This window comes from Sphingomonas sp. BK580, assembly GCF_014194975.1.
Classification (GTDB): domain Bacteria; phylum Pseudomonadota; class Alphaproteobacteria; order Sphingomonadales; family Sphingomonadaceae; genus Sphingomonas.
In genome coordinates this window covers 1-16,733 of sequence record NZ_JACIAY010000021.1, presented here as the reverse complement: position 1 = coordinate 16,733, position 16,733 = coordinate 1, and the positions used below count along the sequence as shown (strand labels likewise).

The window sequence follows — 16,733 nt, the reverse complement described above, 5'->3', positions numbered from 1 at the left end:
ATGAGCGGGATGGGCGTGAGCATGCCGGTATTTAGCGGCTCTATCTACCCAGCAGTTGCCTCCGCCAACGCTGCCGCAGAGGCTCCCGCTCGGCAGCCAGTTCGAGCTTCCGCTCATGCTCGATCCACGCCAGTCTGGCCTCTTCGGCCCGCTGAGCCTCGATATACTCAGGTGACTGCTTACGCGCCTCCTCAGCGGCGATCCGCACCAGTGCTGCCTTGCGACGCTCGGCTCGCTCAGCCTCCCACGCCGCCCTCTGAGCCGCCTCCTTCGCAGCCTTGGCTTCTTTAGCGGCGCGCTTCGCCATCTGCTTGGCCTGCGCTGTCGCTCGCTGCTTCGCCTTCTTCTCTTTGTGAGCCTGCTGAGCCGCTGAGAGACCTGCTTTCCTGCGAAAGGTGACCTTCTTGTCGAGCTTGTCTGGGACGGTGAAGTCCACCGTTCGCTGAACGCGAGCCGGGTCAGGTTCGTAGTTGCCGCCCTTCGACCAATCGAGCTTTGCCATCATGCCCCCTCAGCACGCCAGCATCAAACAGACCCGTTCCGCAATCAACTGATTTGCGGACCACTTCCGCAACCCTCAGCCGAAATGATTTCCGAACACGGTATCCCGCCAACCATCCTCAATGAAGGCCGCCCATGTTTGCGGAATAGGGCTGTGGACGGTGCTCAGTCGTGCTCAAAGGGACCTACTTGCAGGCAGCAATAACCAGTCATGCAGATTGCCTGCGACCATCCGCATCTGGTGCAGCTTAACCGAGATTTCCATATGCTCTGGCTCTTTGATTCTCACGCTGTCCCAATCGGTGAAAAAGCCAATCACGCCTCCGTCGACGATCTCCCTAACCTGCCCGTAATCGCCCGCACTAAACTCACCAACGTCCTCCAGTAGACGAAACCGGCCCCACACATACGGTTCCGGGGCGGGCAAGGCATTTTCCATGTCTTCCGCAGTCGGGATGGCAGCCCACTCATCAAATCGATCAGTCAGCAGGCGACTGATGGTGTTATAGTTGATCGGCTTGTTGCGCGTGGTCTTGTAGCCACTAAGATTAAGCCCTTTGACGATAGCAGGAATTGAGGGAAACGGCTTTTTCGCCGTCCCCCTACCTCGAGTCGGCATCTGGGACCTGATCTCGATCACAAACCATTTAACGGCTTCCCATATCTCGTCATTATGGGACTTAGCGTGAGCTAACCGTCTGAGATTGGCCGATTTCATCGGGTCTGGGTGACTCATGGCCTTACCAAACGAATTTTTTTCAGCACTGTCAACATGGCCAAATGCGATAGTTTCATGCCCATCTCCCAACCGGGTCTACTCTCCAGACATCAGCAGCGAACTGCTGATCTAAACGATGGAGAACCGCATGATTACTAATAAAATCGATAAGCTGTGGGCTACTGCGACACACCCGTCAACAAACGACAACGAGGCATCAAACGCCTTTGTTTTGCTACGGCGAACGTTGTCAGCGAATGGCGGAGTAGAAAGCTACATTAATCTGAAATTCTCAGTGAGAGGTGGGCGTTCAGAGGGCGAATGGTCTGACATGTTTTTCCGGATGACGAAGCGTCTCGAAAGCGTGCAGCGTGAGTATGCTGCCCAGATCGAGGAACTTGAGGGGCGGCACAAGGCCGCGCTGGCGCGCGCGCAGCGCCAACTGAAGGATGCAGAGAGCGCGCTCGCAGCTAAGGAAATCGAACTTGCCGAAGCTCACGCCCGAGGCGGCAACGATCTTGGGTTTATTGATCAACGCAATGCTGAGATTCGTGGTCTGATCGAGCGCCTCAAGGCCGCCCAACAGGCACTTAGCGCTGCCGAAGAGGGCCGCGAGCGATACGTGGCCGAACGGGTCGCCGCAGCCGAGCAGGAAGTGAAGAAGCGCGTGCTCGCTTCTTTGGGGGAGGAGGTGGTAAGGTCCGACCCGGAATCTGCCCCTCAGCCTCAGCCTCAGCCTGCACGTCGGCACAATGCCGAAAAATCGACCGAGAAAAGCAAGGCTGCCGCGAGCGCACCAAAGCGCCCCCGCGCCCGTGCCTTCAAGGCCAATTCGCGGGGCGCAAGCACTGATCACCTCATCTTGAGCCTGCTGACGAACGAATGGAAGAGCATAAGCACCCTGCACCGTCAGGCTCAACGTGAAGGCTTCAACGGAAGCGAAGGGGCTGTCCGCTTCGCTGCGGAGCGCGTCGCTAATGCAGGCAACGCCGAGAAGGGGCAGGATCGTGACGGTCGCCTCGCTTATCGTCGCGCTGCTTAATCCGCGTGTTATTGAAGTAAGCACCTCGCTCAAAGTGAGCGAGGTGCTGAAAAAATATAATGCAGAAGCCGAGTCCACCATGTTAAATAGTATATAACATGCTCACGGGAGAAATCCCGGTAGTTGAACTCATCGATGGACTTTGCAGGCGACGGAGGTAGCAATCTCAGCGGGGCCGTGTTCCGGGCAGTGAGAGGGTCGAGCAGCCGAGCGGGATCGTTGCCGCTTGCCCCACCGAGGGCCAACAAGAGACGAAAATAGAGGAAGGCTCCGTGCGTGTAGCTCACGACCTTCCGCGCGACGGGGATCAAGACCTTGCGGTCCACCGTCGTGAGCTTCCAGTAAAATGGATAACCGTTGCGAGCCCCGGAAGGGGCTCGGGAAAGCGCGCCAGTGTCGGGTTCCGGGCAACCACCGACCACCGGTAACAGGTGAAGGGCGCGAGCAAGGCCATCGGATCGCAAAGTGAGATGAAGATTTCCCCCTGCCACTATACCCGTTTATTGAGCGCGTGTGGTGGCAGGGGATTAAAGTTCATCATCAACGCAAGTGAGATGCAGGAGATAGTTGGTTATGACATCAATCCGTTGAGGTTAAATCGCTGCGCCTATTGAGCCGTGCTGAGGAACGAAGCGCGGTCAATGGGATGCAGCAGCAGAGCGCGCAGCGCTCGGCTCTCAGTCACACAGTCGGATCATTGGCAGAGCCATGAGCCGAACAGCCATGCTGATGGCGAAGGTCGCATCATGGCGCAGGTGCTCCTCACCGGGTGTGCGCGCATCGAGGGCACATTGCGACAAGTTGATGGGGTAATCGATCAGCCGGTGGTGCGACAGCGGATTGCGCAGGTCCATCAGCCGCTTCAGGTCGTCTGCGTCCTGCTGGGTGATCATGCCGCGAGCAAGGCACCGCTTCAGTGTCACAGGAAACTTGATCTTCGCCGGGATCGGCTCGGCGTCGAGCCCCATGATCAGCATCGCCGCGAGCACCTGCTCAACGAGCGCCTGCGACAGCAGCACCGTGGCGACGAAGTTGCTGCGCGCTTAGGTCCACGCGGCGTAGGCAACCTCACCACCGGGGATCATCGACTGCCTCGACCCAATCGCACTCACCGTGTTGTCAAGCTGGCGGAACCGGCTGACCTTCCCGCGCAGGTCGTCGTGCATCTCAGCCAGCAGCAGGCGCACGAAGTCGAGATCGTGCAGATTGGTGAGCAGGTCAGGCTGATCAGCCATGCCCGCTCAACGCTCCGTTCACCAGAAACCGGTTCGCCTAAGTCGCTGTCCTCCCCCCAGCGGACATGCTACCCTGCCCCAGTCAAGGGGGAAACGTGAACCATCAGGCACTTGCGTCATTCATCTGGTCCGTGGCGGACCTGCTGAGGGGGGACTACAAGCAATCCGAGTATGGGCGGGTGATCCTGCCGTTCACCGTCCTCCGCCGCCTCGACTGCGTGCTCGAACCCACCAAGGCAGCGGTCCTCACTGAGCTTCAGGCCAAGAGCGCGATGGGCCTGAACCCCGAGCCCTTCCTGCTACGTGCTGCCAAGCAGGGCTTCTACAACATCGATCCGCTCGACCTTAGCAAGCTCATGGGCGATCAGGACAATATCCGCGCCAACCTCGTTCGCTATGTCGGGGGCTTCTCGCCTGCGGTGCGCGACATCTTCGAGCAATTCGAGTTCCATGCGCAGATCGACCGCCTCGCCAAGGCGGGGCTGCTCTATCAGATCACTGAGCGCTTCTCTGGCATCGATCTTCACCCGGACAAGGTGGACAACGCAGCGATGGGCCTCGCCTTTGAGGAACTGATCCGCAAGTTCGCTGAAATCTCGAATGAGACGGCGGGTGAGCACTTCACCCCGCGTGAGGTGATCCGCCTCATGGTGAACCTGCTGTTCGTCGAGGATGACGACGCGCTGACCAAGCCCGGGATCGTGCGCACCATCTACGATCCCACGGCGGGCACGGGCGGCATGCTGTCGATCGCGGGCGAGTATCTCACTGAGCACAACCCGCACGGACACCTAACCATGTTCGGTCAGGAACTGAACCCGGAGTCCTACGCGATCTGCAAGGCCGACATGCTCATCAAGGGGCAGGCCATTGAGAACATCTCTCCCGGCAATACCCTGTCTGAGGATGGGCATCCGGGCCGCACCTTCGACTACATGCTCAGCAATCCGCCGTTCGGCGTCGAGTGGAAGAAGGTCGAGAAGCAGGTCCGCGCTGAGCACGAGCAGAAGGGGTATAACGGACGCTTCGGCCCCGGCCTGCCGCGCGTGTCAGACGGGTCGCTGCTGTTCCTCATGCACCTGCTGTCGAAAATGCGCCCGCTCAATGAGGGAGGCTGTCGGTTCGGCATCGTCCTCAACGGCTCGCCCCTGTTTACCGGCGGCGCGGGCAGCGGTGAGAGCGAAATCCGCCGCTATGTGCTGGAGAACGACCTCGTTGAGGCGATCGTCGCGCTGCCGACCGACATGTTTTACAACACCGGCATCTCGACCTACGTCTGGATAATCAGCAACCGGAAGCCGGAGGCTCGCCGGGGCAAGGTTCAGTTGATCGACGCCTCGTCTATGTGGCGCAAGATGCGCAAATCCTTGGGCTCAAAGCGCAAGGAGATGTCGGACGCGCAGATCGCCACCGTGACCAAGCTGTTCGGCGGGTTCACTGAGGCGCGGCTCGCCACCAGCTTCGACGCGGACGGCAAGGAGGTCGCCCGCAACGTGGTGATCGAGGGAGAACCGGTGCCCGCAGCGCCCGAGGGCGGCAAGGTAAAGCTCGCGCCGCTGTCGCGCATTTTCCCGAACAGCGCCTTCGGCTACCGCACCATCACCGTCGAACGGCCTCAGCGGGATGACGCAGGTAACATCGTGCTCGGCCAGCGTGGCAAGGCGAAGGGCAAGCCGCAGGCGGACAGCGCGCTGCGCGACACCGAGAACGTGCCGCTAAGTGAGGAGATCGAGACCTACTTCGAGCGCGAGGTGCTGCCCCACGCTGAGGATGCATGGATTGACACCGAGAAGACCAAGGTCGGCTACGAAATCCCGTTCACCCGGCACTTCTACGTCTTCGAACCGCCGCGCGCGCTGGCTGAGATCGACGCCGATCTTGAGGCCGTCACTGACCGCATCAAGGGCATGCTGGAAGGGCTCGCCGCGTGAGCTTCCCGGCGTATACATCATATCAGGACAGCGGGCTGGAATGGCTTGGTGAGGTGCCAAGTCACTGGGCTGTTACCCGTCTCAAGCGCGCATGCAGCATCTTTGCAAGCAACGTCGATAAGAAATCGGTCGAGGGGCAGGACGCGGTTCGCCTCTGCAACTACACTGATGTCTATTACAACGACCTAATCGGGGCAGAGCTTCCGTTCATGGATGCTACCGCGACGAGCGACCAAATCGAACGGTTTTCACTGATCGAGGGTGACACGATCATCACCAAGGACTCAGAGTCTCCCGACGATATCGCTCGATCAGCATATGTGCCGACGACGCTTCCCGGCGTCATCTGTGGCTACCACCTGTCGATGGTTCGCCCGTTCCCAACCGCGCACGGACCATTCATCAAACGCTACTTCGATAGCACTCATGCGCGTGCATATTTCCATACTAACGCCAACGGACTGACCCGCGTCGGATTGGGCCAGTATGCTTTGGACAATGCGCCGATTGCACTTCCGCCACTTACTGAGCAGGTCGCGATCGCCGCCTTCCTTGACCGCGAAACCTCCAAGATCGACGCGCTTATTGAGGAGCAGCGGAGCTTAATCGCGCTGCTGAAGGAGAAGCGGCAAGCCGTCATCTCCCACGCCGTCACTAAGGGTCTCGATCCGCACGCGCCGATGAAGGACAGCGGCATCGACTGGCTCGGTGAGGTGCCTTCGCATTGGACCGTCGCACCGCTCAAGCGCACAGCGGCTGTGCTCGCGGGCTACGCCTTTGCTGCCAATGCGTTCTCGCATGATGACGCTAACCCGCGACTGCTTCGCGGCATCAACCTTTCTGCGTCTGGCATCCGGTGGAACGAAGACACGGTCTACTGGGAACGATCAGAAGGCGACGGACTTAGCGCATGGGAACTGCGTGTGGGGGACGTGGTCCTCGGAATGGATCGCCCGTGGATTGGCGATGGGCTGCGAGTTGCCGAGATCACTGAGAAGGACTTGCCATGCATGCTGTTGCAGCGTGTAGCTGCGATCCGAGCGGACTGCACTTCGGCTCAGCGCTTCATCATTCATTGCTTGCAGCACGAGGCGTTTTTTCATCACTGTGCGCCCGAGATGACGGGCGTCAGCGTCCCTCATATTAGCGGTGGTCAAATAGAAGAGTTTCGCATGCCCATTCCTCCGGCTGAGGAGATGGATGCTATCGCCGCGCATATTGACACCCGATCGAACGAGTTTGCGGCACTTATCATTGCTGCGCAGTCAGCAATCGAGTTGCTCGGTGAACGCCGCGCCGCCCTCATCTCCGCTGCCGTCACAGGCAAGATCGACGTGCGCGGTTCGGCTAAGGTGCTGCCGTTCCCGATCGAGCGCGTCCGAGCGCGCGCGCTGGTCGGCACCGAGATCATCGAGCGGTCAGCAGGTCAGCCGACCTTTGGTCGCGTCAAGTTCCAGAAGGTGGCGTTCCTCGCTGAGGGGCATGTCGGCATCAGCGAGCTTGCAGGCTGCTATACGCGAGCAGCCGCTGGCCCGCTAGACGGTGCGCTGATTGAGGATATGGAGCGAGGTGCGCACAACATCGCGGGTATCGCCGTCGATCAGGCGGGCGGCACCGGCACCACGGTCAGCTACCGGCTTGGCCAGCAGCGTGGTGCGCATCGCCAAGAGCTTGCCGACTGGCTCGGCCCCGATCGCACGGCCAAGCTCGACAAGCTGATCGCCGATTTCGCTCCGCTCAATACCAAGCAGGCTGAGGCCGTGGCGACGCTCTACGGCGTCTGGAACGACCTACTCAGTCATGGTGGCGCGGCGTCCGACGACGAGATCATCACCGGCTTCCTCAAGGACTGGCATCCGGAAAAGCGCGAGAAGTTCCGCGCCGGTGAGCTTCCCGAATGGCTGGGCTGGATGCGTCGCCACGGCATCGTGCCGACCGGCACCGGCCCCAAGACCACGACCGGGAGGCTGTTCGTATGAGCCCTGCGGTCGGTCGCTCCTTGGAGCTTTACTACATCGATGGTCGGCCTGATGGCATGGTCACCGCCGAGTTGTTCAACTGGACCGGCCACGTCCTGCTGTTCCCGCGCACCCAGTTGAGCGAGGCGCTTGCGCGCACCGAGGCGAGCTATGCGGGCGTCTATCTGCTGCTCGGCGACCAGAACGGCGAGCCATTCGCCTATATCGGTGAGGGCGAGGACATCGGTGCGCGCATTCGCCAGCACGACGTGCGCAAGGAGTGGTGGACCAGCGCGGTGCTGGTCACAGCGTCAGCGAACAAGCTCAATAAGGCGCATGTCCGCTACCTAGAAGCGCGGCTGATCGCGCATGCGAAGGCGATCGGCCACACCCCGCTCGATAATCTGACCGCGCCGGTGCTGCCGATCCTCAGCGAGGCCGATATCGCCAAGATGGAGGCGTTCCTCGAAAACCTGCTGATCGTGCTTCCGGCCGTGCGCGTGGACATGTTTATCCAGCGTGCCCGTTCGGCGCGGCCCTCGTCGCCAGCAGCGCCGATCCGGAGGCACGCTGACCCGCAGACGGGAGGTGCGGGCGGCACGGGCTTCGTGCTGGAATCGCGCAAGCACGGGCTCCGCGCCTCGGCCGTGCTCACTGATGGCGAGTTCGTCGTCAAGGCAGGGTCGATGGGCAGGCTCGAATGGACCGGCCTCAATCACCATACCTACGCCTCGCTCTACGCCGAGCTTCGGCGGTCAGGCGTCCTCACTGAGCAGGGCGCGCACTGCGTATTCACGCAGGACTACGCCTTCCGCAGCCCCAGCGCCGCAGCGGCCGTGGTGAACGGCAGAGCCTCGAACGGCCAACTCGACTGGCGCACCGCTGAGGGTGGGCTGACCTACAAAGACTGGGAGGCGCGACAGATCGCCGAACCGGCGGGAGCGACGGCATGAGCCTCAACATCGACAAGCAACTGGCCGCGATCCCCGCCGCGTCCGCTGAGAGCCGAGCGCAGATGCGCACCAATGCGGAAGGTTGGCTAACCAGCGGAACCGATGCGCAGCGTGAGGCGGCACAGCGCATGATCGATGCCTTGGATCGGCAGGGGCAGATTGAGCATGAGGCGCTGGTCGGCGAACTGAGCGGCCTCGACACGGCAGAGCGCGTCATCCGCGCCTTCACCGTCAGGCCGATGACGGAGACCGAGGCGAAGCTGGTGCAGGTGCTGCTCGACAACCCCGGCTCGACCTCAACCGAACTGACTCAGGCGCTGGGGTGGAAGGCGCAGAGTTGGCACATGCATTTCGGCACGATGTGCGCCGACCGCGCACTCTACCTGTGGCCTGCGCCCGATGCCGAGCACCGCAACGGTAAGTTCTATTCGGGCATCCTTGCTGACCTGAAGGAGCCCGAGAACCTATTCACCATGAAGCCAGATGTTGCGGCTGCGTTTGAGCGTCTCGGGCTGAGGAAGCGCGGCTGATGCCGGTCTACGAGGTCAATGAGGGCAAGCTAACCGCTGCTAACCCCACACGCTTCGACGTTGAGGGTCTGCGCGAGCGTCAGGACATACAGCGCATGCTGCGCGACCAGATCGCGGTGCTCGGCGAAGACCTGTTCGTGCTGTCCGACGAATATGGCGGGTGGATCGATAGCAACCGCCGAATCGACCTGCTCTGCCTCGACCCCGAAGCGAACCTCGTGGTGGTCGAACTCAAGCGCGACGATGCGGGGCACATGGAGCTTCAGGCGATCCGCTACGCAGCGATGATCGCGCGCATGACGTTCGCTGAGGCGGTCGAGGCCCACGCTCAATATCTGCGCCGGTGCGGGCAGAGCGGTGACGATGCCGAGGCGGCGCTGCTTGCCTTCCTCAACTGGCAGGAGGCCGAGCAGGAAGAGTTTGGTGGTGGTGTCCGCATCATCCTCGCCTCAGCGGCCTTCAGCAAGGAACTGACCACCACGGTGCTGTGGCTGCGCGAGCAGGGCCTCGACATCAGTTGCATCCGGCTGAGCCCCTACAAGCTCGGCGATGGTCGCCTGCTGCTTGACGTGCAGCCGATCATACCATTGCCCGAAGCGACCCAGTTCCAGACGCAGATCGGGCTCAAGCGGCAGGCGGAGCAGAAGGCGAAGGTTGAGCGTCATGACTTACGGCAGCAGTTTTGGGCGATGCTTTTAGATCGAGCCAAGAACCAGACTGACCTTTACCTTCACCATACCGCTCCATCAGTCAACTACATGCAGCTACGTATTGGTAGAAGCGGCTATCACTTCGACTTCAATCTAAACCAATCACAGATTCGTGCCTATCTTTACATTGCCGGTGACGAGGCAGGATATGAGCAACTAGAAGCGCAGAAGCCAGAGATAGAAGAGGATTTTGGCGGGCCGCTTGAATGGACAGCAAGCAGCGGGCGACTGAGCCGCTCAATCGGCATCACTCATGCAGGCGGCTATCGATCCGAGATAGGTGAATGGCCGAGAATTCAGGATGAAATTGTTTCGGCTATGCTAAGGCTGATTAGCGCCCTACGGGCTAAGGTTATGGCGACCAGCCGATGAGCATTCACAAGGAAGTCCGTTTCGAGGACGAAATCTGCGCCCACCTCGCTGAGCATGGCTGGCTCTACGAACCCGGCAGCGCCGCGCTTTATGATCGCAAGCGGGCGCTGTTCGCCCCCGATCTGGCCGCGTGGGTGCAGGATACTCAGCCGAAGACGTGGGAGGCACTGAGCCGCAGCAACGGCGCGGGCGCTGAGAGCGCCCTGCTCGATCGCGTGCGGAAGCAGATCGACGATCGCGGCACGCTGGATGTCCTCCGGCACGGAGTCGAGATGGTCGGCGTGCGCGGCATGATCTCGCTCGCCCAGTTCAAGCCTGCGATGGGCATGAACCCCGACATCATCGCGGCCTATCGGGCGAACCGGCTCAGGGTAGTGCGCCAGCTTCGCTACTCAGTGGTGAACGAGAACTGCTTCGATCTGGCGCTGTTCCTCAACGGCCTCCCCGTCGCGACCGCTGAGTTGAAGACGGACTTCACCCAGTCGATCACTGACGCCATCGATCAGTATCGGTTCGACCGGCTGCCTCGGCCCAAGGGCGGCAACCCCGAACCGCTGCTGACCTTCCCCAGCGGTGCGCTTGTTCACTTCGCCGTGAGCAACAGCGAAGTCCACATGACCACGAAGCTGGCTGGGCCGACCACGCGCTTCCTGCCGTTCAATCAGGGCGATGCAGGCGGCGCGGGCAACCCGCTCAATGAGCATGGACACCGCACCGCCTATTTGTGGAAGGACATCTGGGAGCGCGAAAGCTGGCTGGAAATCATCGGTCGCTACCTCGTCGCTCAGCGGGACGCGAAACGCGCGATCAGTAGCCTCATCTTTCCCCGCTACCACCAGCTTGACGCCACCCGGAAGCTGCGGGCGGCTGTGCGCACTGAGGGCACGGGCGGCAAATATCTGATCCAGCACTCAGCGGGATCGGGCAAAACCAACTCAATCGCATGGGCGGCGCACTTCCTCGCTGATCTCCACGATGAGGGGGACGAGAAGCTGTTCTCCACCGTCATCGTCGTCTCCGACCGCAACGTCATCGATGCCCAGCTTCAGGACGCGCTGTTCGGTTTCGAGCGCACCACCGGCGTCGTGGCGACTATCCGCAGTGAGGGCGGTGCCAAGAGCGGCCAACTTGCCGAGGCGCTGGCTCAGGGCAAAAAGATCATCGTCTGCACCATCCAGACCTTCCCGTTCGCGCTTGAAGCCGTCCGCGACCTTGCTGCCACGCAGGGCAAAAGGTTCGCCGTCATCGCCGATGAGGCGCATAGCTCGCAAACGGGTGAGGCCGCGAAGAAGCTCAAGGAGCTTCTCTCGCCGGAGGAGATTGCGGACCTTCAGGATGGCGGCGAGATCAGCAACGAGGACATTCTCGCCGCGCAGATGGCGGCACGCGCCGGTGACGCCGGGGTCACCTATGTCGCCTTCACCGCGACGCCCAAGTCCAAGACGCTTGAACTGTTCGGCCGCAGGCCGCAGCCGGATCAGCCATCCGGCCCCGGCAATCTGCCGTCGGCCTTCCACGTCTATTCAATGAGACAGGCGATCGAGGAGGGCTTCATCCTCGACGTGCTCAAGAACTACACGCCCTACCGGCTCGCCTTCCGCCTCGCCAATGAGGGGCAGGAATGGGATGATCAGCAGGTCGAGCGCAGCACCGCGCTCAGGGGCATCATGCGTTGGGTGCGCCTCCACCCCTACAACATCGCCCAGAAGGTGCAGATCGTCGTCGAGCACTTCCGCGAAAATGTGGAACCGCTGCTCGACGGCAAGGCCAAGGCCATGGTCGTGCTGGGAAGCCGGGTAGAGGCCGTGCGCTGGAAGAAGGCAATCGACGGCTACATCAAGTCGCAGGGCTACGGCCTCGGCACGCTGGTCGCCTTCTCTGGTGAGGTGAACGATCCTGAGTCAAGCGACGAGCCGGTCACTGAGGGCAGCGCCTCGGTCAATCCGGGCCTAAAGGGCCGTGACATTCGTGATGCGTTCGCAGGCGCGGACTTCCACCTCCTGCTGGTCGCCAACAAGTTCCAGACCGGCTTCGATCAGCCGTTGCTGTGCGGCATGTATGTGGATCGACGGCTTGCGGGTATTCAGGCGGTGCAGACGCTATCGCGTCTCAACCGTGCTCACCCCGGCAAGGACACAACCTACGTCCTCGATTTCGTGAACTCGTCCGAGGAAATCCTCAACGCCTTCCGCACCTACTACGACATCGCCGAGCTTGAAGGCGTCACCGACCCGAACCTCGTCCTCGATCTCAAAGGGAAGCTTGACGCCAGCGGTCACTATGACGACTTCGAGGTTGAGCGTGTCGCTGCGGTCGAGATGAACCCGCGCGCGAAACAGGGTGATCTCATCGCCGCCATCGAGCCGGTCGCTGACCGCCTGCTCAAGCGCTACAAGGCCGCGCAGGAGCGACTGATCAGCGCCCGCGAGCGCAACGACGATGACGGCGCATCAGACGCTCAGGATGAGGTCAACGCACTGGTCCTGTTCAAGAAGGACATGGCCGCATATCAGCGCGCCTACAGCTTCCTGTCGCAGATTTTCGATTACGGCAGCAGCGCGGTCGAGAAGCGCTTTCTGTTCTACAAGCGGCTGGTCCCGCTGCTGGAGTTCGGTCGCGAACGCGAGGGCGTGGACCTATCGAAAGTCGTGCTGACTCACCACAGCCTCAAGGACGAGGGGCAACGCCGCCTCGACGTGTCAGGCCGCGATAAGAGCAAGCTTAAGCCGTTGACCGAGGTCGGTTCCGGGTCGGTGCAAGAGAAGGAAAAGGCGCTTCTCGCCGAGATCATTGAGCGTGTGAACGACCTGTTTGGCGCTGACACGACGGACGGAGATCAACTGAGCTACGTCACCACGCTGCGTAATAAGATGCTCGAATCCGACGCGCTGGTGACGCAGGCGGCAAACAACACCGAGGCTCAGTTCGCAAACTCGCCCACCCTCAAGGACGAGTTGATGAACGCGATCATCGAGGCGTTCGAGGCGCACTCTTCGTTGAGTAAGCAGGCACTCGACTCGCAGAAGGTGCGCGATGGGCTCAAGGAGGTGCTGCTCGGCCCCGCGCAGCTTTACGAGGCGCTTCGCGCGCGGACTGGCGAGGAGCGGGTTCCAGCGTGATATTGATGCCGATCCGCATGCCATCCACGGCTTCGCGGATACTATCGTCGAGGTTGCGGCCTTCATCAGCGGGCACCGGGTCCATCATGTGCATGGGTTCGCTGTGCGGCCCCCAATAGCCCCAGCCAGTGTCCACGCTGAGGCCGCTCTCGCTAAACTCGCCGCACAGCCCGACACAGTTGAGGGTGAGGCCGAGCGGCTTGATGTTGCGCGCGAGCCTCCACAACGCGGCACGCAGCGAGTGCTCATCCTCACCAGTGATCGGGTCGCGGTCGGTCAACAGCAGTCGAACGAAGTGACCAGCGAAAACCCGCTGCTTGCCCGTCTCAACGATTCCCATTAAATAGCGCACTACCGAGGTTCCGTCTTGTGCTTGAATCTCGCAGTCGTCTGACTGCCTCACTTCGTAGTGTCGCCATTCCATAACGCTTCTCCTAATCCACCTATTTAGGCAGCGCGGATCAGCGGCCTCTATGCTTCTCCGCCTCCTGCTCGCGGCGGTCGAGCGCGTCCTCAATGAGTTCGCGCACGAAGTCGCCTTGCCGGGTCTTACCGCGCAGTTCGTCGATGCGCGTTTTCGTGCCCGTGCGCGCACGGAAGTGAATGGCTTCATCGAAGAGCTTGGGCTTCGTCACCCTATGAAAGATAGTGGTATCGCTTTCCTTCATCCAGTCCCACGCGGCCCTTCCTCGTTGACGCTCTAAGCGGTATCGCTTACCGCAGGAGCGGTATCGGTTATAAGTTCTATGCTGGAGGTTTTCGGCGAACTGGCGATTGGATCGGCGACCCAGCAGGGCTCCTCATTGAGCGTGTGGAGCGAGAACGGAAGACTGCTCTTCGCGCGGGCAGGCAAACTGGTGGGGTTTACCTCCGACACGGTCACGGTGCGTGTCGGAAGCAACGACGTGACGTATGATGACCGAGGCACACTCAAGTTCGCGAGACCACTATCCTCCGGTTCGAGGTTGCCGCTTCGATCGTAGCAGCGATAGCCTCAACGGCTTGATTGACGGATGACGGCGACAGTTTGGTCGCATCCCGCTGAGCCATCAAGCGAGCGCCGAGTTGACGTGAGTGCGGAGGAGGCGATGCCGCTAACGCTGATCGGCATCGAGCGGACGTTCTCGCCCATCCTACGAAGACCGGCGACCGCCTGCCCGGACCAGTGATCTTCCTGTTGGCCCGAGGGATCAGCGTTACGGCGCTCACATGCGCGGGAAGGAAGGCTTAGAGCAGTGAACTTTGGCGGGGCTCGCGTCCGAGATCATTAGGTCCGAAGGACAAAAAGTTTGGGTAATCCTCGCGACCGCGAACTGAGATGATGCGGGTTGTGTCAGCACCTCTGCAACGAAGAAGTTCTATCTTCTGAGATGCAGACCCATCTGATAACATTAAGTTAGCCTGTATTTTGGGTTCCGCATTTCTAATATCGCGCTGAGTTGGATATGGGACAGCAAGCCAGCGTCCATAGTCGATCGAAGCTCGCGACGCATGCAGACTTCCACCTTTCAGGTCCGACTGGATCATGACAACGCCTTCTGCGAGACCAGCTTGCGTCCGATCTCGCTTGACGAACTGCTGCGGCATCGCATTCTGCCCCACGGGAAACTCGCTCACTAGCGCCCCTCCTGCGTCTAGAATGTCCTGAGCGAGCTTACGATGACGTGCCGGAGCTACCATATGCAGTCCATGGGCCAGCACGGCTATCGTATGTCCAGCCGCATCGACAGCCGCTTGGTGAGCTATAGCGTCACAGCCAATCGCAAGACCGCTAACCACGGTCCACCCTGCTTCTGAAAAGAAAGTCGCCATGCGCTCAGCAACAATCGCTCCATGCTCGGTGGGCTCTCGGGTGCCGATGATTGCAACAGCGCGTCCAGCCCTGCCCGACAGTGATCCCTTAACATAGAGGAGGGCGGGGTCATCACGTGTAGCGGCCAACAGCGACGGATAGTCGCAGTCCCGGGGGGAGAGTATTCGGACACCGAGTTTAGCTGCATCGTCTACTTGCTTAGACGCAGAGTCTAACGCCGCATTCCACGCGCCCCTCTCATCTGTCGCTTTACCAACAGCCGGAATGAGGGCGGAAGTCACCTCTATTTTCATTAAGTCAGCAGATTTCAGCGCCGCTGCCTTTTTCAAAGATGCTGGACCGACTCCCTTTAGCCGGGAGAGAGACAGAACCTGAAGCGTCTCTAAGGACACATTATCCATAGAGAACATCTGATATGTTCATTGCAATCGATAGGCAGGTCACGTCAAATGCTCCGGCTTCTTCAAGATACTTCTTTGCGTAAATCAGCGACGCTCCGGTTGTTGACACGTCGTCAATCACCAATATTCGTCTGCGCTGCTTTAGGAGTTCACCTCGCTTCACATACAGGTTTTCCTGAATATTCGTGAACCTCTCAATCCGACCCAGAAAGTCGCCGTGATTCGATTTTACGCTATCTTTAAAAGCGAGCACGTCACCATAAAATACAACGCTTGACTTCTTCGGAAGTGGTGCGTCTTCGTAAGACCGAGATAGTTGATCTAAGAAAGCCTCCAGTCTAGGGGTTCTTCCCGGACGATGGGGAACGACAGTCACCATCAGGTTAGATGAGAAAAGCATCGGTCGAAAGTGAGCGGAAATGAATCCTCGAACCGACTCTATCCATTCGTCGGCGAAATTCTCTGAATCTTTATGTTCCTGTATGCTCTCAGAAAGTTTATGCCACTTTCTACGCCATTCTAAAGACTTATAGTTAGAAAAGGATCGTCCACATGAGAATATAGCAACAGGCTTACTATCTCCGCCAACTTCTTTGGGAAGAAACTTATTCACCCGGTCGTATCTACCCGAGCCCTGAACTCCATACAATCGGCGTTCAAGGTCAGGAAGAAAGCACCTGTAATCCTCAATCACTCGCAAGAGGTCCGACGGTTTATCAATGATGACATCCGGCATATGCTCAAGAGACCTCCAGTTATCTCGGACTAGCCATCTACTCCAAGAGGTCCTGTCGAGAACCACTACGCATCCTGCATGATAAGCTGAGCGAATATCTACATTGCCATCGCCAACAAGCACGATCCGACTTATATACTTCAAGCCGAGTCCGAACATGGCCTTATCAATACCGTCTCCGAAGGGCTTGGTTCTTTTTACATCCTCATAAGAAACCACCACGTCCCATTCAAAACCCGGAAAGGCCAGTTCTAATACGGTCTCCGCATAGCTTTTTGGTGAACGAGTGAAAACTCCTACTTTGAGACTAGGGAAGTCTCTCCTGATTTCATTGAGGAGAGCTAAGCTATAAAGTTCCCGATCCTCACGTTGTTCGTAAGCCTTTCGAACCTGAGCTCGATACGCCTTGTCAGATCGATTCTTACCAGCCTCTCGAAGCTCGGTCATGTCGTCCGTGGATACAAGGGTCTGATCCAGATCAAACAGACAGACATCAAACACCACCGCGTCCCCCAAGGTTGCCGCAAGGTCTGCAAGATAGCCCTGCACCTTTAGGAAAAGCAGATACCGGGTCGCTGTCCTCTCATCCAGCCTAAGATGACGGATCAAGCCGCCTAGCTGGCACAAACGACGCGAGCGTCTGAGGCGTGGCTACAAAGGTCCGTAACGCTGAAAAGCGGTCACTTATCACATGCTCACGCCCATCCCGCTCAC

Annotated in this window: 15 protein-coding genes; 7 read left to right on the top strand and 8 right to left on the bottom strand. The window is 59.7% G+C overall.

Annotated features, from left to right (window positions below; genetic code table 11):
• Positions 1-40 precede the first annotated feature (40 nt).
• A complete protein-coding gene (locus tag FHY05_RS22000) occupies positions 41-502 on the bottom strand; it encodes a hypothetical protein (RefSeq protein ID WP_183946642.1) in 462 nt (153 codons plus the stop codon).
• A gap of 174 nt (positions 503-676) precedes the next feature.
• Positions 677-1,237 (bottom strand): HAD family hydrolase, encoded by a 561-nt coding sequence (locus FHY05_RS21995; protein ID WP_221191375.1) that lies wholly within the window; start codon positions 1,235-1,237, stop codon positions 677-679.
• A gap of 118 nt (positions 1,238-1,355) precedes the next feature.
• Here FHY05_RS21995 and FHY05_RS21990 point away from each other — a divergent pair, with 118 nt between their 5' ends.
• Positions 1,356-2,261, top strand: coding sequence for a hypothetical protein (locus FHY05_RS21990; protein ID WP_183946638.1), 906 nt, complete (start codon positions 1,356-1,358; stop codon positions 2,259-2,261).
• 677 nt (positions 2,262-2,938) lie between these two features.
• Here FHY05_RS21990 and FHY05_RS22320 read toward each other — a convergent pair.
• Both FHY05_RS22320 and FHY05_RS22315 read right to left on the bottom strand, forming a co-directional pair.
• On the bottom strand, positions 2,939-3,280 hold the full coding sequence (locus FHY05_RS22320; protein WP_221191374.1) for a hypothetical protein: 342 nt from the start codon (positions 3,278-3,280) through the stop codon (positions 2,939-2,941).
• Between the two features lie 24 nt (positions 3,281-3,304).
• Positions 3,305-3,496 (bottom strand): hypothetical protein, encoded by a 192-nt coding sequence (locus FHY05_RS22315; RefSeq protein WP_221191373.1) that lies wholly within the window; start codon positions 3,494-3,496, stop codon positions 3,305-3,307.
• 65 nt (positions 3,497-3,561) lie between these two features.
• Here FHY05_RS22315 and FHY05_RS21980 point away from each other — a divergent pair, with 65 nt between their 5' ends.
• The 6 genes from FHY05_RS21980 to FHY05_RS21955 are packed head-to-tail and all read left to right on the top strand — an operon-like array spanning position 3,562 to position 13,069.
• A complete protein-coding gene (locus FHY05_RS21980) occupies positions 3,562-5,427 on the top strand; it encodes a class I SAM-dependent DNA methyltransferase (RefSeq protein WP_221191372.1) in 1,866 nt (621 codons plus the stop codon).
• Entirely contained in the window at positions 5,424-7,406 is a 1,983-nt protein-coding gene (locus FHY05_RS21975) for a hypothetical protein (protein WP_183946634.1), read from the top strand. Before FHY05_RS21980 ends, FHY05_RS21975 begins: the two co-directional genes overlap by 4 nt.
• A complete protein-coding gene (locus tag FHY05_RS21970) occupies positions 7,403-8,338 on the top strand; it encodes a GIY-YIG nuclease family protein (protein WP_183946632.1) in 936 nt (311 codons plus the stop codon). Before FHY05_RS21975 ends, FHY05_RS21970 begins: the two co-directional genes overlap by 4 nt.
• On the top strand, positions 8,335-8,868 hold the full coding sequence (locus FHY05_RS21965) for a hypothetical protein (protein WP_183946631.1): 534 nt from the start codon (positions 8,335-8,337) through the stop codon (positions 8,866-8,868). The genes FHY05_RS21970 and FHY05_RS21965 overlap by 4 nt, the downstream gene beginning before the upstream one ends.
• The gene (locus FHY05_RS21960; protein WP_183946629.1) at positions 8,868-9,950 is read left to right on the top strand and encodes a DUF4268 domain-containing protein; all 1,083 of its coding nucleotides are present in this window, start codon (positions 8,868-8,870) and stop codon (positions 9,948-9,950) included. Before FHY05_RS21965 ends, FHY05_RS21960 begins: the two co-directional genes overlap by 1 nt.
• On the top strand, positions 9,947-13,069 hold the full coding sequence (locus FHY05_RS21955; protein ID WP_183946627.1) for a type I restriction endonuclease subunit R: 3,123 nt from the start codon (positions 9,947-9,949) through the stop codon (positions 13,067-13,069). Before FHY05_RS21960 ends, FHY05_RS21955 begins: the two co-directional genes overlap by 4 nt.
• Here FHY05_RS21955 and FHY05_RS21950 read toward each other — a convergent pair.
• The 4 genes from FHY05_RS21950 to FHY05_RS21935 form a co-directional block, all read right to left on the bottom strand.
• Positions 12,990-13,493, bottom strand: coding sequence for a hypothetical protein (locus tag FHY05_RS21950; RefSeq protein ID WP_183946625.1), 504 nt, complete (start codon positions 13,491-13,493; stop codon positions 12,990-12,992). The two genes, FHY05_RS21955 and FHY05_RS21950, sit on opposite strands and share 80 nt — an antisense overlap.
• Positions 13,494-13,530: 37 nt before the next feature.
• Positions 13,531-13,704: a hypothetical protein gene (locus FHY05_RS21945; protein ID WP_183946623.1), complete on the bottom strand. Its 174-nt coding sequence runs from the start codon at positions 13,702-13,704 to the stop codon at positions 13,531-13,533.
• A gap of 592 nt (positions 13,705-14,296) precedes the next feature.
• The gene (locus FHY05_RS21940; RefSeq protein ID WP_221191371.1) at positions 14,297-15,211 is read right to left on the bottom strand and encodes a DNA-processing protein DprA; all 915 of its coding nucleotides are present in this window, start codon (positions 15,209-15,211) and stop codon (positions 14,297-14,299) included.
• A 64-nt stretch (positions 15,212-15,275) separates the two neighbouring features.
• Positions 15,276-16,568, bottom strand: a complete 1,293-nt coding sequence (locus FHY05_RS21935) for an HAD hydrolase-like protein (protein WP_183946619.1) — start codon at positions 16,566-16,568, stop codon at positions 15,276-15,278.
• Positions 16,569-16,733: the final 165 nt, after the last annotated feature.